The organism is Agarivorans sp. OAG1, assembly GCF_037076485.1.
GTDB lineage: Bacteria > Pseudomonadota > Gammaproteobacteria > Enterobacterales > Celerinatantimonadaceae > Agarivorans > Agarivorans albus.
The window spans coordinates 1,199,566-1,218,359 of record NZ_AP028990.1 but is presented as its reverse complement, the minus strand read 5'-3'; the positions used below and the strand labels follow the sequence as shown (position 1 = coordinate 1,218,359).

The window sequence follows — 18,794 nt, the reverse complement described above, 5'->3', positions numbered from 1 at the left end:
AGTCTTCAAAGTAACTGCTTTGAAGACTTTTGTTTTTCTACCCTTTACTCATCCGACCTCTCATGTTAAAAACTTGTAAAAAACCACAAAGTAAATTATGAATCACTACTTTCGCCTATTAAGCATGTTTATCCGCCATTGGTTTAGTGCCAAAACTCACCTAGATCCCACGGGAGATTTTGTTATTAAGCTACGTGCCTTACCCTTTGATTGCGACGCCAACATGCACCTTACTAACTCTCGCTATTTTAGCTTTGGTGATTTAGGGCGCATAGATATGATGTTAAAAACCAAACTGGGCTCGGTGGCACTTAAAAAGCGCTGGTTAGGCGTAGTGAATGCACAGTCGGTAACTTATATTCGCCCGATTAAGCCTATGGCCAAAGTGGAGCTGCACAGCAAGCTATTAGGCTGGGATGAAAAGTATTGGTATTTTGAACACCGCTTTATTGGCAACAATACTTTGTACGCCACCATTTTAGTGCGCGGAGTTTTTTTAAAAGGTAAAAAGCCAGTGCCAATGAGCGAGCTACTGTCGTTGGTTGACCATGACCATCCTTCTCCAGAGTTACCGATGCGGGTAGCTCACTGGAAGCAACTACTGTCGACTAAAAAACAAGAATCTCCGGTGCTAAGCTAAATGTCTTGCTTTGCTGGAAATCTGTAAGCGATAAAATATCCGCTAGTGGGTAATCAAAAAGTCGTTCTATCTGCCATAATTTAGATAGAACGGCGACTTGGTATACCCATGAATAAACACCCAAAGCCTATTTGGCTTACCGCTTTATTAATTCTCTTTGTCAGCAACATGGGCTTCACCCAAGCCCAAACCATTACCTTGGCTACCAGCAAATCCATTCCGCCTTACATCATCAAAGATCAGCAGTCTGGCATTCAGCTAGATATTATCAAGCAGGCTTTTAGCAATGCAGGCTATCAAGTAAAGCAGGTTATTTTCACTTCTAATTTACGCGCAGAACGGATGCTAGAACAAAATGCCGTAGACGCCATTGTAAATGCCCCTAACAACGGCACACACGCTCACCTCTCAGAACCGGTTATCTTCTATCAAAATGTTGCTATTAGCCTGTCTGTTCGTCAGCTAAACATCCAATCCATTGATGACTTAACTAAGTTTCGCTTAATGGCTTTTCAAAATGCTAAGAAGTACCTTGGTGAACACTTTGCCAAAGCTACTGAGCAGGCCAAATTCTATACCGAGGTGGCTAACCAAAGTGCCCAATTAGAGCGTTTATACCGCGGACAAGTGGATGTAATTGTTTTAGATAAGCGGATATTCCACTATTTAAATCAGCAACTTATTGCCAAGCAACGTCCTACAGCGCCGGTGACCAAGCACCTCATTTTTCCAGAATCACCGCGACTATTAGGCTTTCATGACCCAGAGCTTCGCGACAAATTTAACGCAGGTCTAAAACAGTTAAACGATCAAAAAGTAAAACATTCAGAATGAACCAACTGGCTAAACCAGTGAAAACAACCATTTTGTGTTACAAATTAGATCAAGCAGCTATTTTCGATAGTTTTTACAAGAATAATTGGGCTTAACACTGATAACAAAAATTTAACAGCCCACTAATTGAGCAGCTTTAAAATAGTAGCAATGCCCACTTATTCAGGCCTACTAGCTGTTTAAGATCACTTTTTAGAAAAATCATCTTTTTTTTACTTAGCGAATAAAAGATTTAAGCCAAAACTGTCATAAATGACAGTTACATTCAGCATGAAAACGCTATCATAGACTTTCTATTACGCCCACGAGGAAATTTTCGATATGTCCGAAAACCGCTATTCCCACACTTCCAGTAATCGCTTAGTGAGACGTTCAGTTGCTTTGGTTCTTGCTGGAGGAAAAGGCACTCGTTTAAAAGAGTTAACCAACAAGGTTGCCAAGCCAGCTGTTTCTTTTGGTGGCAAATATAGAATTATTGATTTCACCCTATCAAACTGTATCAATTCAGGGGTGCGAAACATTGGGGTGCTTACGCAATACATGGCGCATGATTTGATCATGCACCTACAGTCAGGCTGGCAAATTCTTAACCCCGCCTTAAACGAGCGAGTATCAATTATTCCTGCTCAACAACGAACCGGCGAAAACTGGTATCGTGGAACGGCTGACGCGGTATATCAGAACCTCGATATTATTGACCATGAACATTATGACCGGGTGCTGATTCTAGGTGGCGACCATATCTACAAAATGGACTACTCTCGCATGATTAACTTCCATGCAGAGAACGATGCCGATGTTACCGTAGCTTGTATTCGTAAACCCTTATCTCAAGCCTCCTCTTTTGGCGTAATGGGCTTGGATGACCAAGGTCGAATCGTCGATTTTGAAGAAAAACCCGACCACCCTAAATCTGACCCCAACAACCCTGAAAAAGCACTGGTGTCTATGGGCATATACATCTTCAACATGGACGTATTAGACGATGAGCTGCGTAAGGGTTTATTAAAACCAGGATACTCTCACGACTTTGGCCACAATGTTATTCCTAGCATGCTAAAAAACCGCAAGGTTTACGGCTATGTATTTGCTGACAAAGGCCACCCAGGACGTACCGCTTACTGGCGTGATGTGGGTGATATTGATGAGTACTTTGCAGCAAACATGGACTTGGTTGACCCTAACCCAGAGCTAGACTTATACGATCGTGATTGGCCAATTATTACCGATCAAAAACAACGCCCCGGCGCTAAGTTTGTATTTAATGAAGAAAACCGCAGAGGCTATGCCACCGACTCTTTGCTTTCAGCAGGCACCATAGTATCGGGGGCTAAAGTGCATCGCTCGTTATTATCTTTAGATGTGCGGGTCGAAGAGCACTCTGAGCTTGAGCAGGTAATTGCGCTTAATGGCTGCAGTATTGGCAAAAAATGTAAGATTCGAAAGGCAATTATTGCTGAAGACTGTGTCGTGCCAGATGGCACCGTAATTGGCTATGATGAAGCCGAAGATAAGCGCCGTTTTACCGTATCGGCCGGCGGCGTTATTTTAGTCTCTTGTGAAATGCTAAGTTGATTCAAAAGGGGCTAGCTTGCTAGCCCTCTATTCTACCAACAAGGTATCGTCTGCTACCTTACAATCCACTAACAACACCAAGTCTTTAGTTAAGTAAGTACTAAAGGTTTTACACATTTCTTTGCTGCTAGAATCTCGATAGATTTTCGACAAAATTAGTTGTTGTGGCTTAACCGAATCCAAAGCGATTAAGGCGTGAAAATAAGGTCTAAAGCTCCAGTTAAAGCCCACAAAGTTATCATCTTCTTCGATACCTAAGCCGGTCACTTCAAAGTTAGGAGAGACTTGAGTGCCATCAATACGGCACAAAAAGTATCGCAGTATGCCCACACTCGCTAGCTGCTGCTCCAGGCTTAAAGCATTGCCGCCATTTTGCAATTGGTGTTTAAGTGCCAGCACCGTGGTTTTTACCGAAACATTGTGTTTTACCGTTGCTAAAGAGCGCTGACTCTTACGCTTTAAATAACTGGCTAATAGGGTTTTAACTTTAGCTTGGCTAGATTGGGCAGATAGAAACTCCTTCTCGGCTTTATAAAACAACCAGCCCTGCATGTATCGCGCTCCGCACTCTACACCAAAGTGAAATTCCTGCTCGGTTTCCACGCCTTCACAAATCAGTTCACAGCCCGCACGCTGTACTAGCTCAGAAATAGACAACACCACATCTGCGGGCAAGCCTCCTTTGGTGGCGTCTTTAAACAAACGCATATCTAACTTAATGATGTCTGGTTCGAGTGCGATAATTCGATCGATTTGTGAAGCCCCAGCGCCAAAGTCGTCAATCGCCACTTTTAAGCCAGCTTGATGGTACTCTTTCACCACTCGCTGCAAATTATCGATATTGCCGCTGGCTTCGGTGATTTCCATAACGACCCTGCTAGGGTCAATACCAATTTTTTCGATCATCGAAATGGTGGGGGTGCAAATATCTTCAGGTAGCATGTCGACCCAGTCGGGCACAATGTTTAAGGTAAGAAAACCCTCTTGCTGGGATTTTGCAAACTGCTCTAAAGCCTGCTGTCTAACATAGCGATCTACTTGGCGACGATTGCTCAAAGAATACTGATGATCGGCAAACAGCTCTCCTGCGCTGGTAGGCTCTCCAGCGGGATTGTTTCGGCGCGCCAAAGCTTCGTAACCGGCTATTTCCCCAGTAGGTAAATAAACAATCGGTTGATAATGTGGAAAGTAGCTAAGCGGGTTGAGTTGTGTCCGCTTAGCTGCCAATAAAGCTTGATGTAAGCTCACCACTTTTGAAGGGTTCTTAGTCAACGCTTGTGTTGTCCATATCAATACTACCAGTACATAGCCTAAAATTAATCACTAGCTTAATGCACAAAGTACGCCATAAAAACCTTAGCTACTCTATGGTTACAGTTTTAATCATTCGTTTTATCTCAGGAACACAAGATCCACAGTTGGTTCCGGCTTTACAGTGCTTGCCCACTTGTTCTGCACTTTCGCAAGCATGTTCACTAATCACATCACTAATGGTCTGCTCCCGAACCTGATGACAAGAACAGACTATCTTACCTAGATCAGGAGCTGGGCTGGTGCCAGCCAGCACGCCACGGCGAATGTTGTCGGACATTGGTTGCTGCAACAACGACTCCAACCAAGAGCTTGCATTAAGCTCGCCTTTAGCCGCCACGCTAAAGCTAGAGAACAGCTCGCCCTCAATCACCAAAGCGCTGCGGAAGTTCTGTTTGATAGGGTCCGCAAAATCTAAGCTTTGCAGCTTGGTTTGCGACATTAAAAAGCCCTTTAGCTTGGCTGCTAGTTCAACTGGGCTACTGCCATCTGCCAAGCGATATAAAAAGCCATCGGCCAAACCTTGTTTCACCCAATAATCCGCAGGTAAGGCTTGGCATTGCGCTTTTGTTAAAGGCTTAGCTGTGAGCAAAACCGCCTCACTGGCATATTCCCAAGCCGCCAATTTAACTGGCGTATACTTTGACTCAGGCTGACCAGAAAGAGGATCCACAGAGCTATCAACCACTTGGCTCACTAAGCCATCACTTGAATATTGTTCGGTCCAATGAATAGGCATAAATACGTGGCCGGACTTTTGCCCTTCACTTACTTGAATTCGCACTTTTAGCTGACCAACATTGCTAGATAAGCTCACTATGCTGTTATCACACAAACCTTGGTTAGCTGCATCTTGTGGATTCACTTCTAACAAAGGCTCTGAACTATGACTTGTTAACTGTGCAGCCAAACCGGTGCGTGTCATGGTGTGCCACTGATCTCGCATACGGCCAGTGTTTAATACCAAAGGAAAAGCATCGCTAGTCACTTGCTGGGTTGCTTGGTTTGTCACCGCAATAAGTTGTGCCTTACCAGAGGCGGTAGAGAAACGACCATCACTGAACAAACTACGATTATCACTACCCTGTTTGCTTACAGGCCAACGCTGCGGCTCAATGGCATCAAAGGCTTGCTGGTCTTTGCCCGACAACTCACTAATGTTGAATAAACGCTCACCACTTTCTGCTAACAGGCCAGATAATACTGCGTGCTCACTAAATATATCGGCAGAGCTGGTGTAAGAAAATGCTTCAGCAAACCCCATTTTTTGCGCTACTTGGCTTAATAAATACCAATCAGGTTTAGTATCACCTTGCGCCTCTACAAAGGCGCGCTGGCGAGACAACATTCGCTCCGAGTTAGTCACTGTGCCATCACGCTCTCCCCAGCCAGCTGCCGGTAACAGTACATCGGCATAACGGGTTGTATCGGTTTCGGCAATACAGTCTGACACCACTACCATTGGGCATGACAACAGCGCTTCACGTATTTTTGCAGACTCAGGCAAACTTACCGCCGGGTTGGTGCCCATAATCCAAATAGCTTTAATCTCGCCTTTGGCAACTTTATCAAATAAATCAACGGCTTTATGGCCAGGCTTTTGGCTTAAGTTGGAAGTATTCCAAAAGCCCGCTAAGGCTTCTAAATGCTCAGGTTTGTAGTCTAAGTGGCCGGCTAATAGGTTAGATAAAGCGCCCACTTCACGCCCGCCCATAGCATTAGGCTGACCGGTAATAGAAAATGCGCTAGCACCAAGCTTACCTAACTTACCTGTAGCTAAATGGCTGTTAATAATCGCATTAACCTTATCTACACCTTGGCTACTTTGATTTACGCCTTGGCTAAACACGGTCACACAACGCTCGTTATTAGCAAACAACTGGAAGAAACGAAGTAGTGCTTCAGGCTCTAAGCCACAGGTTTTGGCTAAAGCAGCTAGATCACCAGCGTCTTCTACAGCACTTGCCACTGCAGCTTCAAAGCCCTCGGTAAACTGGGCGATGTAATCACTATCTAATTTTCCATGCTCACTTAAATAAGCTAATAAACCATTGAACAAGGCTACATCGCTACCGCCATTTAGTGGCAGGTGTAAATCTGCAATATCGCAGCTATCGGTTCTACGTGGGTCAATCACTACGACTTTTAAGTTTGGATTGGCTTGCTTAGCGCGCTTTAAACGTTGGTAAACAATCGGGTGACACCACGCCAGGTTAGACCCAACCAAGGTCACCAGCTGGGCATGTTCTAAATCTTCATAGCTACCTGGGACAATGTCTTCACCAAAGGCGCGTTTATGTCCAGCAACCGCAGAAGACATACATAAACGAGAATTCGAATCGATGTTTGAACAACCAATAAAGCCTTTAATCAGCTTGTTAGCAACGTAGTAGTCTTCAGTTAATAGCTGTCCTGAAACATAAAATGCTACCGATTCTGGGCCATGTTCAGCAATGGTTTGGCTGAAGCGAGAGGCTACATAACTTAATGCTTTATCTAAAGATTCTTGATGGCCTTTAATATAGGCATGCTCTAAACGGCCTTGCTTAATCACCGTTTCACCCAGCGCTGAGCCTTTAGAACATAACAAGCCTCGGTTGGCCGGATGGCTCGCATCACCGCGCACTTCTACTGCTCCATTACTTGCTACTTTTGCTTCAACGCCACAGCCCGTTCCACAATATGGGCAGGTGGTCTTAATCCATTGTTGTTGAGACACCACGTAAACTCCTCACCTTATTCTTTGCTGGGCTTTTATTGCCCGCATTTATGCTTAGATACAAAGCAAAAGGCGAACCAATAAAATCCCGCAAAAACCTATTACTTAAGGAGTATAAAAAATCGATAAATTGGCAGAAAAAGCCGAATTTTGAGCGCTGAAACAAAATGGCGCACAAGTATGGTGCAAGATGTCCCGAAATTGGGCTTTATTGAAATAGCAGCAAGCATCTCTTTCCAGCTATTTAAACCTCAATTCTTAAACGAACAGATGCAAAGCGCGAAATGGGGAAGCAATTAAACAAACCGCCTTAATTACAACAATGGCTAACAAGATATAAAACACAAAACCGGAGCCTTAGCTCTGGTTTCTATGCTTAGTTTACAGCTGGAGAAAAGTAAGATTTTATCCAATCGTAAAGTACTTGTTGGTTAAACTCGGCAAAAGTGATTTGGTTAAAATCACCCGCGGGGTCTTGCTCTTTAAAAGCAAATTTATACAGCACTTGCTCTGGATTTTGATCATGTAAAATCACAATAATTCGCTTGCTGGTTTTTAAGCAATCGATGGTCATCACATCAGCCGGCACGCCATTTTTACGCATGTTACGACTAATTCCTATCACCGGATCGATTTGCGCAAAATCTTGCTGAATTCTTAAATGAGCAACGTTTGCGATATCAGACAATTTTATTAAGCGCTGTTCACTTGGGCTATTTTCTGCGGTTTGATTTTCCATTTACTAACCTGCCCGTAGCGCCAAAATAGCGGGAATATTTAAGGCCTTGCTGTAAGCAACAAAAGCTTGTTTCTTCTCGGCAATGGCCACTATCGACATCCGATCAGCTAGTTCGTTACCCTCTACCCCAACATGGCCATTTACATGCAATATTTGCAGTTTGTCTTTAAGCTGTTGGTAGCGTTCAAACATTTCCTGAATTAACTGCAGATTCTTAATCTCACCACTGGCTTTCTTCCAGCCTTTTTTCTGCCAGCCTGCAGCCCATTGAGTAATGCATTGAATGGAATATTTAGAGTCACACAAAATCGCCACTCGTAAGCCTTTTTCCAGCTCTTGCTGGGCCATAATCATTGCTTGATTAAGGGCGTTTAGCTCTGCGGTATTGTTAGTGCCCATGGGGTTATATAAGCCATACCAAAGCTCGGCCAACTCTTCGTTGCGATACAAGGCTAAGCCCGAGCCAGCTTCTCCTGGGTTTGGCTCGCAGCCACCGTCGGTATAAATTTTCACTTCTGCGGCTAATTTATTGATTTCCGCAGCAGTATAAGTTTTCACCGTTTGCCCCGACGCTCGTTTACGTGCTGGCGCTGCACCGGAAGCCTTTACGCTAGCACTGGCCTTACCGCCAAAAGCCGCTTCAGCCTCTGCTAAAGTGGGGAAAGACTTGTAACGCGCGCCAGCAAACTTATCAATGCTGCGCTTACAGGTGGGCCAATCGTTAAAAATGCCGGTGTCTCGCCCTTGCCATACCACGTAGTACTTTTTAGCCATGTTTGATTCTCTTACTTATTTGCTGGCTAATATAACCAAGCAAGCGGCTGAACACGAAGGAAAACTTAGAATTTATCTGAGCGCGAATACTTAACTCAATCTGTTTACAAGTTATCTAGCAAAAACTGACTAAATACCGCCACCTTATTTGGCATAAAAGCACGAGATGGATAAAGCAACCATATTGCACTATCACTATTCACTCCTGTCACTTGCCAATCGTTAAGTACCTGCACTAACTTGCCTGACATAAGATCCTCGCGAACCGTCCAATCCGCCAGCAACGCTAAGCCCATGTCATGGTTCACACACTCTTTGATTGCGGCAGCACTCGATAAACTAAGCGAAGGGGTGATTGCAATCTTTTGGCTAGTTTTACCTCGGCTAAATAACCACTGCTTATTTAGCTCGCGATAAGTAAAACCTACAAGGTTATGGTTACTAACATCGCAAGGTTGTTCAATCTTAGCGCTCCGCTTGAGGTAAGCCGAACTCGCCACCAGTAAATAATTAACATCCAGTAATTTACGAGCCACCAAGCTACTATCGTTAAGTGCCCCGTGGCGCAACACCAGATCAAATTGCTGAGCAATAAGATCAACTCTTGAGTCGGACAAGTCCAACTCCAACTGTATCTTGGGATAGGCTTGCTGAAACTTAGCCAGTAGAGGTGCTAATACCAATTGGCCAAAGGAGCTGGACGCGCTCACTCGCAGTAACCCCGAGGGCTGCAAAGTTTCGCCTAAGGCCTCTTGCTGAGCCAAATCAAACTCTTCTAACAAGGGTTCCATACGCAAATAATAGCGCTCGGCAGCTTGGGTTGGATTAAGTGTTCGAGTAGTTCGCTGGAACAACCGCAAGCCCAATTCCTCTTCTAAACCGGCAATGGTACGAGATATAGAAGACGCAGCTACATTGCGCTGCTTTGCCACTACAGCAAAGCTTTTAGCCCGATAAACCGCCCCAAAAATCTTCAGCTTAGCAATGTCCATTGGTGCATAATCCGCATTAATGATTTGCATATAGCCTAGTTTATTGTGCATTTAGATCAACTTAATCTCACTAACAAGAAAGCTTAAGGAGATTGGTTGATGCAAAACACTACACACTTTTCAGGAAAAACCGCCCTCATCATGGGCGCAAGCCGTGGGATAGGCCTAGCGACAGCTCAAGTACTCGCAAGCCTTGGTGCCAAGGTGGTACTGGCAGCACGCAATGAGCAAGAAATCGAAAAACAAGCGCTACTCATTAAGCAACAGGGCGAAATTGCCGACGCCATCACCTGTGATGTAAGCCAATATAGCTCGGTGCTTAATGCGGTCGACTACTGCTTGTCACTGCATGGACAAATCGACTTTCTAATTAACAATGCCGGGGTGATAGAGCCTTTAACAACACTAGTAGAAAGCGATCCAAGTTTATGGGGCTTAGCAGCCGACATAAACTACAAAGGGGTGTATCACGGCATGCGAGCAGTATTGCCACACATGATTAAGGCTAAATCTGGAGTCATTGTTAATCTTAGTTCTGGCGCAGCAAATAGCGCCCTTTGGGGCTGGAGCCACTACTGCTCGAGCAAAGCCGCCAGTCAAAAACTCACCGAAGTGGCACAACTAGAAGTGGCTGAACACCACATCCGTATAGTGGGTTTGTCACCAGGTACTGTGGCTACCGACATGATGGCAAGCATTCGTGATTCACAAATTAACGCGGTGAGTAAACTCGATTGGAATAGCCATATCCCTGCCCAGTGGGCTGCCAAAGCAGTCGCGTTTTTGTGTGGGCCAGAAGGACAACAATTTGCGGGCAGCGACTTCTCGTTAAAATCGGAGCAAGCCAAGCGTCTAGTGGGTTTACTTGACTAAATAGCAAAAAAGGCCACGAAAGCAGCCTTTAAAATTTCAACGAAAAAGTTGCTGTGAGACAAACTAGAATATGTTTACTTAAGGCGGTGATACAGGGAGTCTTTAAGCTCTGCCCTATCATGTTTTAACTGGTGCATCGCCTCGTCATCTATTGGGCCGCCACGCAACTCCAACACACGAATTTCTTTATCTAAGGCATTGTAGCGCTTGGTGTCTGCGGCAAACTTCTCATCGCTGCCCGTTAAGGCAGTAATCTTATCTAGCAGTTCTGGAAACTCTTTTGCCAAAGAATGATCTTCACCTAACATAAAAACTCCTTTCAAATTAAAGGCTGATAAACAAAAAGTTTAGCTTACTGCTTGAGAAGCATACAAGTATCTAAAGAGAGGTACGTTGAGCTTAGGTAAAGCTTAGATGTTCATCTTGTGTTCGCCCCTATTTAAGAGCGTAAAAACCAAATGAAGTGACTATTCACCACCCTATCGAATGATGCTTCTTATTTTTCGTTAGCTAATGCTCGATAATATCGACACAAAACCTAGGCGGCAAATTTCATAGCATCACTCCCAAGCTCAATTACAAAAGAAGCGAGTTAGACGCTATAGTTTCAGAGTATCACAAACTAAACTCTGCACACTCTGAGTAGCACCACACACTCTGGAAACCCGCTTTTCAACCAATCCCCAGATCAATTCGGGATCTTCGTCCAACGCCCTCTCCATTGTACCAATCCCAAAAGTAGCAAATAAAACACTCAACTCAACCTTAGAAACCCAAAACCTTAAGTATTTTGGTGATTTATCTGCAACATAGATTACGTTACCAATTACAAAACCGCCTTGTTGAGCCAACTCTTCAAGCGGCAAAGGTATAACATCAAACTGATTGAACAAACAAATGCTTAGAACCTGCTCATTCTCAAAATAGCCAACATCCCTAAGTGCTAACAACTGTTGTTTAGTAAACCCCCAGCATTTATTGTGGTCAGTACGACCCAAATAACCTGCAAATCCGGTCTTAGAACCTTCCAACTGTTTGCTTTCACAAACAGCTTTCTGTTGCCACACATTGGCATTACAGGCAGCTTCCTTAGCCTTATTCGCAAGAACACAGTTACTGATACTAACTGCATACTCGTTCGCATATAAGCTATTACTCGCAGCCTTCGCAGCCTCACAAACAGGATCGTTACCTCTAACTGAACAAGCTCCCGTTAGCTTGTCTGGCATAAGACATTTATTGCAATCTCTAGTATCTTTTTGGATAGTGAAATCACATGTATCTTCAACCTTGCACTCAGTAACAATATTACATTGCCCATCAAGGTCAGGAAACTCACTAATGCTCAACGCAAGAGCTGGTGGTAAAAAATACAACAAAAATGTAAATATTGTTAAGGGTCTCATTGTGAGCACTCCTTGTTCTTCATTATTGTATCTTGCTTTGCTCTTTCATCGATAGCTAACCCCATGTCTCGCTTGGCTTCAGCCAGCTCCAGCTCCAGCTCATGAACCTGAGTAACTACAGTAACTCCACCCGATTCCCTTGATTCTAGAAGTTCAGCTCGTTGTAAGGTCAGCATCATTTGCCGATGCTTTAATTGTTCTATTGTCTGGTCTAGTCCGCGACCAGCTATCGCTGCACCAATAAGACACTCAATGGTTGCTAATGATTTTTGGTTATCTTGCTGGATCGCATCTACAGTATCTTGAGTTGCAAAAGCAGCATAAATCCAAACAACACCTCCTGCAAAAAAAATTATTATTGAAACTAATTCCTTGTATATCAGAAGCTTATCCACCAAAGCGTTACCTTCTGAGTTTCCTTCAACACCTTCTTGATCGGCTATGTTATTCGGCATATCGAATCCATTCTCATTGATAATCTGGTTACATATTAACCAGTGTAGACAATGACTAATAACTAACAACTAATTACTCACTACATATGAACGAGACATCATCGGGGACAGATAGACCGTTGAATTACAAAGATTACATCCGATTACAAATAATTGTACTGTAAGCAAAGCCTACATTCTTCTTAATAAAAATTTACTTGCCCAAACCCAATATATGAAATATCGTATATATGATTTTTCATATACCTGGTTGCTGAAATGTTATCTATGTTGTTTTTATGTACCGCAAATGCTGCTCGCTCTCAGTTAGCCGAAGCTTTGGTTAACCAGCGTTACGCCGAGCACTTTGTGGCTTATAGTGCGGGCACTCAGCCTAAAGGTATCGATCCTCGCACCATTAAACACTTGCAGGCTCAAGGTCTATCCAGCAGCGGCCTACGCAGCAAAACCATTACAGAGCTTGAGCAAGATATTCAACAACAAACTCAGCGCCCTGCTTTATTTAATTTCATCATTACTTTGTGTGACAGCGCTAAACAAGAATGCGCCTTGCTACCAAATGGCGAAGCGATTTTGCATTGGAATTTGCCCGATCCCGCTAGCGAACAAGGCATGGCCTTATTCGAACAGGTATTTAGCGAGTTAGAACTACGTTTAGCCGAATTTGTGCGTTTTAATCACAACCCACAAGCCGCACTGCAAATCGAAGCTATCGATGTATTTAAACAGTTTAGCGACAATACTCGCTTACAAATTTTGATGCTGATAGAAGATGAGCAGCGCTTGAGCGTTAATCAGCTTTGTACTGCTCTAGAAGTAAGTCAACCAAAGGTATCGCGCCACCTAGCCTTACTGCGCGAATGTCAGTTGCTGTCTACCACGCGCCAAGGCCAGCAGGTGTTTTATCACCTAAACCCTCTATTACCAGAATGGGTGGCGCAAACGCTATCAACTACGCGAGTAGCCAACCCCAGTTATATAAACCAGCCGCTAGCACGCATTAGGCAGCAGGCTAATCCCCAATTAGTTAATCAAGATTAAGGTACTTTTATGTCTTCACATCCTATTTTTGCCGTTGATGTTAGTGACACAGCGCAACTACTGTTAACTCCTTGCCCAGGTACTAAAGGGGTAGATCTTTCTACCTCACTACAACAGCTTTGCTACAAAAATAGCCCGGCACTCATCACCTTAATGACCGAGCAAGAACTGGCCGATAACGACCTAAGTGATTTACCGAAAACTTCTGTCACTCACGATATGCAGTGGTTCCACCTGCCTTTAGCAGACGACACTGTGCCAGACGAAGCCTGGGAAGAGCAATTTCAAAGCGTTCTGCCGCGTTTTTTACAGCTACTAAACAATGGCATGAACTTAACCATTCATTGTAAAGGTGGCAGCGGCCGCACTGGCTTGTTAGCTGCACGCATTATGCTAGCGCTAGGTTTTGAGCTAGACGATGCCATTTCCAAAATTAAAGCAGTGCGCCCTAACGCATTCAGCGTACCTGCTCAACAAACTTACATTCAACAATTTGCCAAATAAGAGACTTAGCAATGACCATTAAAGTAGGAATTAACGGCTTTGGCCGTATTGGCCGCCTTGCCCTGCGCGCAGCTTACGACTGGCCAGAGTTAGAGTTTGTAATGATTAACGATGTGGCCGGCAATGCCGAAACACTAGGCCACTTGCTCGAGTTTGATTCTGTACAGGGGCGCTGGCACCACGGTGTTGAACACAACGCCGATGGCATTGTTATCAACAACAAAACCATTAAGTGCTACCAAGAAAAAGACTTAAGCAAAGTAGATTGGTCGGGCTGTGATGTGGTACTTGAGTCTACCGGCGTTCACCGCTCTAAAGCCAAATTAGCACCTTACCTAGCCCAAGGCGTGAAACGTGTTGTGGTATCTGCGCCAGTTAAAGAAGACGGTGTAGCCAACATTGTTGTGGGTGTAAACGACGATATTTTTGATGCTAGCCAACACCAAATTGTTACTGCTGCATCTTGTACCACCAACTGCTTAGCGCCAGTAATTAAGGTGATTCAACAGCACTTGGGCATTGAGTCTGGCTGCATGACCACCATCCATGATTTAACCAATACCCAAACCATTTTGGATGCACCGCATAAAGACTTACGCCGCGCCCGCGCTTGTGGCATGTCGTTAATACCTACCACTACCGGCAGCGCTAAAGCAATTTGCGACATTTTCCCAGAGCTAGACGGCAAGCTAAACGGACATGCTGTGCGCGTACCACTAGCCAATGCCTCTCTTACCGACATGGTATTCACTCTAGAGCGTGATACCACCGCTGAAGAAGTAAACAGCTTATTTAAACAAGCAGCCGAAGGCGAGCTAAAAGGTATTTTGGGTTACGAAGAAAAACCGCTAGTTTCTATTGACTACAAAGGTGACCAACGCTCTAGCATTGTAGATGCACAATCCACCATGATGGTAGGCAAACGCATGCTTAAAGTGTACGCCTGGTACGACAATGAGATGGGCTACGCAACCCGCACCAGCGAGCTTATTCGCAAAGTTGGTTTAGCAGATAAAGGCTAGGACCAGTAGAACTTTGCTGATGGTTTTTGCAGCAATTTATTCGCCATTTAGGCAAGGCAGTGAGTGTGAAGTTAAGTGGGCTTAATAACCACTCACTAACGCTGAATAAATGGCTAACAAATGCTGCCCGAAGGGTTCAGATAAGCGAACAAAATTTCAACACCAAAGATCAACAGGCCCTAGGCAAACATGATAAAAGCACTACCTCAACAACTTAAACAATACCTATTAGTTACTTTTAACTATTGGAACTTCACCATTACCGACGGTGCATTGCGCATGTTAGTGGTGCTGTATTTTCACCAGCTAGGTTACTCGGCGATTGCGATTGCCATGCTGTTCTTGTTTTACGAGTTTTTTGGGGTAGTGACCAATTTAATTGGTGGCTGGTTAGGGGCGCGTATTGGTCTTAACCACACCATGAACATTGGCTTGGCCATGCAAATTGTTGCCTTGTTGGCATTGGGTTTGCCCTCTGAGTTTTTATCTATTCCCTTAGTTATGGCAGCGCAAGCCTTGTCGGGCATAGCTAAAGATCTAAATAAAATGAGCGCTAAAAGCTCGATTAAGGGTTTGGTGAGCGGTGACCAACAACATAGCTTGTACAAATGGGTGGCCATTCTTACCGGCTCAAAAAACGCCCTAAAAGGCTTTGGCTTTTTTCTAGGTGGTGCGCTACTTAACCTAATTGGCTTTCAGCTATCGATGCTGGCTATGGCGGCGGTATTGTTTGTGGTGCTGCTATTAAGCTTAAAGCTGCTAGAAAAAGACTTGGGCAAAGCTAAGAGCAAACCTAAGTTCTCGCAAATATTTTCTAAAAGCCCACAAATCAATATTTTGGCAGCAGCCCGCTTATTCTTGTTTGCTGCCCGCGACGTATGGTTTGTCGTTGCCCTGCCAGTATATTTAGGTGCCAGCTTAAACTGGTCGCACATCGAAACCGGCACCTTTATGGCCGCGTGGGTCATCGCCTATGGCGTAGTGCAAGGCTTGGCTCCCAAAATAACTGGCAGCCAATCGGGCAAAGTGCCAGGACGAGGCGCAGCCTTAATCTGGGCACTATTGCTTAGCATTATTACCGGCATCCTCGCCTACTTAGTGCAACTTGGCTGGCAGCCACAGGCCACCATAATCGTCGGTTTAATGCTATTTGGCATCGCCTTTGCCATTAACTCCTCACTGCACTCTTACTTAGTGGTGAGTTACGCCAGCGAAGACGGCGTATCCATGGACGTAGGCTTTTACTACATGGCCAACGCTATGGGTAGATTAGTGGGTACAGTATTGTCGGGCGTAGTATTTCAAATGGCCGGACTTGCTGCCTGTTTATGGGTGAGTTTTGCGATGTTAGCGATATGCTGTGTGATTAGTGTAGCGCTGCCAAAAGGAAACGAGGGACTAGTTAAGCACATCTAGTAACTCAATAATTAAGAATTTGGACTCTAAGGCTCAAATAATAAGCGACGAGTATGTGACGGACAGAGGAATGAAATAGAGTGAATTGTTAGCTGTTTATTTAATCGGTAGAGACTAAATAATCTTGTTTTTTACTACAGTATTCGTAATCAATTTTTGTAGGGTAATCTTCGCTCGCTATCACGAGTATTTCGATGATTGTTGATATAGGAATTTTATAGATTTTCTTATTCCTTTCAAAGTCAGAGCAAGTATATACTCCAGCCCAATTTCTAGTCTCATCACGATAAGCATAAATTGCTTGCCCATGAATTAGTTGATTTGAAATGAATTTAACATCCTTTTTCTCTTTAGTTTCACCCTCCAAATCATATAACTCACCAACATCCCAAAAATTCATATTGTTCGCTTGTTTCTGGCATAAAGAAGAATATACCTTAAAGTTTCTTTTTAATGTCTTAGATGATAATTTTAGGGACTCTCCTAGTTTCCTCACCATAAACAACGAAATGATAACATCCTTTTCAAAGTTAACTTGTCGCTTTTCAGAGTAATACGGAGGATTAGCAAGAGGCTTAAAGCTTTTCGCGTATCGAGCTAAGTCATCTTTCCAAACCCTTGATTCAATCATGCAACTAATACCTTGTAGCTACCAGAAAAAACAACATCAACAAAAGCTTTATGACCTGCGCGTCATGCTATTGTCATAAATTATTCTGCGACTCTCTAAATTCACTAAATTTTAGTTTCTTTCCAGATGAATCAATGGAATAAAAAGTCGCAATAATAGTGTCAATATCATCTAAAGAACATGACTCATCATTGCAGTTATAATCACCAAGTGATAAGTACACTTGAACATCATTATTTAAGAGTATGAAGTCAGCAGCTTTGTATTCGATATTACCATCCCTGAAAAAACCCTCGCAAAAAGCATATCCATTTGATTCATGGTTATAATGTTCATCACGGAGAGTTGTAAAGTTCTTTCTCTCTTTTGAAAATGAAGTTACTTGTGTAGGTTTTTTTACATTGAATATCACTATTATTAATGATTTGGTTCCATCTTCAGAAATAAGTGATAGCCTATCCTGTGACTCATCTATTTTCCAACCCGCAGGCATTTCAACATAAAAATACTTGTTACTAAAGATTTCATTATTTTTTTCAGAGGCTTCCGCAATACACTGGAATGAGAATAGTGCTAGAAAGAGCGGTATTATTTTTCTAAGGTGTTTCATTACCTGATTCCCTTGTGACATATAACATTATATTATTGCGACCTTGAAAGCTTGGCTACCTTGTAAAGTAGCTAGATTACTATATATAGAAAAGCCAACAAGCATTAAAAAATTCAGAACAATCATACCCTAACAACACTTACAAAAATAACAACAAACTCAATAATTGAGTTTTCTCATGCTTGCTCTTCTCTCCCTTTCATTATCGCCGAGTCACGCAAGTACCAAGCGATTAAGCCGAGCAATGTTTGAGCGTAGCGAGTTGCGATATGCTTTGTGATTAGCGTGGCACTGCCAACAAGCAAGATAAAAGCATGCATTTGCATGCTTGGGGCGTTTATAACTTGTGGGTTATAAGCCCCGCCCCGTGGTTAAGAAATGCACCCAATCCAGCCTATTTCTTTTCTTGGCTTCACGAGCAGCCTTATCATATGCGTAATCAACTTTTATGTGCTGCACCGACCAGCCTTCTTTATTATTTTCAACGATCGCATAAGTCGCATGAGGGGAGAAACTTTCCATTGAATGAACAACCGGTTCATCGTCGGTATAAGCAGGTAGGCCAACACTCCCAGGGTTTACAATAAGCTGTTTTGTACTGGTTTTAACGGCCCTAGGTGTATGGGTATGACCACAAATAACAACGTCAGATTGAATGGTGCCGAGTAAGCTAACTATTTCGTTATCCGAACGAACAATTGCCCGACCACTATCAATGTTCTCTAAAAGGTAAGTTAAGTCATCATTGGGCGTGCCATGGCAAAGAAAAACATGCTCATTGAGTTGCAGATTGAAAGGCAAATTCCTCATCCATTTAAGCGGCTCAACACCAAGTTCAGCAAGGATGAACTGCATTGTAGGGTTTGACGCGACCTCAACTGAGCTGGCTTCATATATCTGCCGATCTTGGTTGCCACGTACAGTAACAAGATCGTTCTCCATAAGAAGCTCAAAGGTAGATCTGGGAGCTATTGGTCCATAGAGAATATCACCGAGATTAACAACGACATCTGCGCCCCGCTTTCGAATATCGGCTAAAACAGCATCCAATGCATAAACATTGCTGTGAATATCTGATATGGCTGCTAATCGCACAAACTCTCCTGAGGATAAAACACTGAATTCAGGCATGAGCCACCCTAAAAACTAAACCATGGCTCCTTCAACATCTACGCCGATAATTACAATAGGAGGCGCTGCAGGCTTGATCAACACCCGAATAAGGTGTCGGCTGCGCGACACCTTATTTTAT

General features: G+C 43.6%; 20 protein-coding genes. 8 read left to right on the top strand and 12 right to left on the bottom strand.

Features of this window, described 5'->3' with window-relative positions:
• Positions 1-97 precede the first annotated feature (97 nt).
• From OAG1_RS05675 to glgC, 3 genes are all read left to right on the top strand, one after another.
• The gene (locus OAG1_RS05675; protein WP_016402645.1) at positions 98-640 is read left to right on the top strand and encodes an acyl-CoA thioesterase; all 543 of its coding nucleotides are present in this window, start codon (positions 98-100) and stop codon (positions 638-640) included.
• A 108-nt stretch (positions 641-748) separates the two neighbouring features.
• Positions 749-1,474: a transporter substrate-binding domain-containing protein gene (locus tag OAG1_RS05670; protein WP_338624740.1), complete on the top strand. Its 726-nt coding sequence runs from the start codon at positions 749-751 to the stop codon at positions 1,472-1,474.
• Positions 1,475-1,795: 321 nt separating this feature from the next.
• Positions 1,796-3,049: a glucose-1-phosphate adenylyltransferase gene (gene glgC / locus OAG1_RS05665; RefSeq protein WP_016402643.1), complete on the top strand. Its 1,254-nt coding sequence runs from the start codon at positions 1,796-1,798 to the stop codon at positions 3,047-3,049.
• A gap of 27 nt (positions 3,050-3,076) precedes the next feature.
• Here the strand turns inward: glgC and OAG1_RS05660 are convergent, their stop codons facing one another.
• The 5 genes from OAG1_RS05660 to OAG1_RS05640 all read right to left on the bottom strand — a co-directional run bounded on the left by OAG1_RS05660 (position 3,077) and on the right by OAG1_RS05640 (position 9,635).
• Entirely contained in the window at positions 3,077-4,321 is a 1,245-nt protein-coding gene (locus tag OAG1_RS05660) for an EAL domain-containing protein (protein WP_016402642.1), read from the bottom strand.
• Positions 4,322-4,409: 88 nt separating this feature from the next.
• Positions 4,410-7,079 (bottom strand): molybdopterin-dependent oxidoreductase, encoded by a 2,670-nt coding sequence (locus tag OAG1_RS05655; protein ID WP_338624737.1) that lies wholly within the window; start codon positions 7,077-7,079, stop codon positions 4,410-4,412.
• A gap of 376 nt (positions 7,080-7,455) precedes the next feature.
• Positions 7,456-7,818 carry a hypothetical protein gene (locus tag OAG1_RS05650; RefSeq protein ID WP_338624735.1) on the bottom strand — a complete coding sequence of 121 codons (363 nt, stop codon included), beginning with the start codon at positions 7,816-7,818 and terminating at the stop codon, positions 7,456-7,458.
• A gap of 3 nt (positions 7,819-7,821) precedes the next feature.
• Positions 7,822-8,592, bottom strand: a complete 771-nt coding sequence (locus OAG1_RS05645; protein WP_338624733.1) for a ribonuclease H family protein — start codon at positions 8,590-8,592, stop codon at positions 7,822-7,824.
• A gap of 104 nt (positions 8,593-8,696) precedes the next feature.
• Entirely contained in the window at positions 8,697-9,635 is a 939-nt protein-coding gene (locus OAG1_RS05640; protein ID WP_338624731.1) for a LysR family transcriptional regulator, read from the bottom strand.
• A gap of 48 nt (positions 9,636-9,683) precedes the next feature.
• Here OAG1_RS05640 and OAG1_RS05635 point away from each other — a divergent pair, with 48 nt between their 5' ends.
• Positions 9,684-10,457: an SDR family oxidoreductase gene (locus OAG1_RS05635; protein WP_338624729.1), complete on the top strand. Its 774-nt coding sequence runs from the start codon at positions 9,684-9,686 to the stop codon at positions 10,455-10,457.
• 74 nt (positions 10,458-10,531) lie between these two features.
• Here OAG1_RS05635 and OAG1_RS05630 read toward each other — a convergent pair whose 3' ends face one another.
• From OAG1_RS05630 to OAG1_RS05620, 3 genes are all read right to left on the bottom strand, one after another.
• On the bottom strand, positions 10,532-10,765 hold the full coding sequence (locus OAG1_RS05630) for a YdcH family protein (RefSeq protein WP_016403794.1): 234 nt from the start codon (positions 10,763-10,765) through the stop codon (positions 10,532-10,534).
• Between the two features lie 291 nt (positions 10,766-11,056).
• Complete coding sequence (locus OAG1_RS05625) at positions 11,057-11,863, bottom strand: hypothetical protein (RefSeq protein WP_338624726.1); 807 nt, start codon at positions 11,861-11,863, stop codon at positions 11,057-11,059.
• The gene (locus OAG1_RS05620) at positions 11,860-12,318 is read right to left on the bottom strand and encodes a hypothetical protein (RefSeq protein ID WP_338624724.1); all 459 of its coding nucleotides are present in this window, start codon (positions 12,316-12,318) and stop codon (positions 11,860-11,862) included. Before OAG1_RS05620 ends, OAG1_RS05625 begins: the two co-directional genes overlap by 4 nt.
• A 258-nt stretch (positions 12,319-12,576) precedes the next feature.
• Here OAG1_RS05620 and OAG1_RS05615 point away from each other — a divergent pair, with 258 nt between their 5' ends.
• From OAG1_RS05615 to arsJ, 4 genes are all read left to right on the top strand, one after another.
• Positions 12,577-13,359, top strand: a complete 783-nt coding sequence (locus OAG1_RS05615; RefSeq protein ID WP_338624722.1) for a metalloregulator ArsR/SmtB family transcription factor — start codon at positions 12,577-12,579, stop codon at positions 13,357-13,359.
• Positions 13,360-13,368: 9 nt separating this feature from the next.
• Positions 13,369-13,863 carry a tyrosine-protein phosphatase gene (locus OAG1_RS05610; RefSeq protein ID WP_338624720.1) on the top strand — a complete coding sequence of 165 codons (495 nt, stop codon included), beginning with the start codon at positions 13,369-13,371 and terminating at the stop codon, positions 13,861-13,863.
• A gap of 11 nt (positions 13,864-13,874) precedes the next feature.
• Complete coding sequence (locus tag OAG1_RS05605; RefSeq protein ID WP_338624718.1) at positions 13,875-14,885, top strand: ArsJ-associated glyceraldehyde-3-phosphate dehydrogenase; 1,011 nt, start codon at positions 13,875-13,877, stop codon at positions 14,883-14,885.
• A 189-nt stretch (positions 14,886-15,074) separates the two neighbouring features.
• A complete protein-coding gene (gene arsJ / locus OAG1_RS05600; RefSeq protein ID WP_016403798.1) occupies positions 15,075-16,301 on the top strand; it encodes an organoarsenical effux MFS transporter ArsJ in 1,227 nt (408 codons plus the stop codon).
• 100 nt (positions 16,302-16,401) lie between these two features.
• On the opposite strand, the gene OAG1_RS05595 is transcribed toward arsJ, so the two are convergent.
• The 4 genes from OAG1_RS05595 to OAG1_RS05580 form a co-directional block, all read right to left on the bottom strand.
• Positions 16,402-16,932, bottom strand: a complete 531-nt coding sequence (locus OAG1_RS05595; protein WP_040307656.1) for a hypothetical protein — start codon at positions 16,930-16,932, stop codon at positions 16,402-16,404.
• Positions 16,933-17,005: 73 nt separating this feature from the next.
• Positions 17,006-17,542 (bottom strand): hypothetical protein, encoded by a 537-nt coding sequence (locus OAG1_RS05590; protein WP_040307657.1) that lies wholly within the window; start codon positions 17,540-17,542, stop codon positions 17,006-17,008.
• A 176-nt stretch (positions 17,543-17,718) separates the two neighbouring features.
• Entirely contained in the window at positions 17,719-17,862 is a 144-nt protein-coding gene (locus OAG1_RS05585) for a hypothetical protein (protein ID WP_016403799.1), read from the bottom strand.
• 31 nt (positions 17,863-17,893) lie between these two features.
• A complete protein-coding gene (locus tag OAG1_RS05580) occupies positions 17,894-18,673 on the bottom strand; it encodes a metallophosphoesterase family protein (protein ID WP_338624711.1) in 780 nt (259 codons plus the stop codon).
• Positions 18,674-18,794 lie beyond the last annotated feature (121 nt).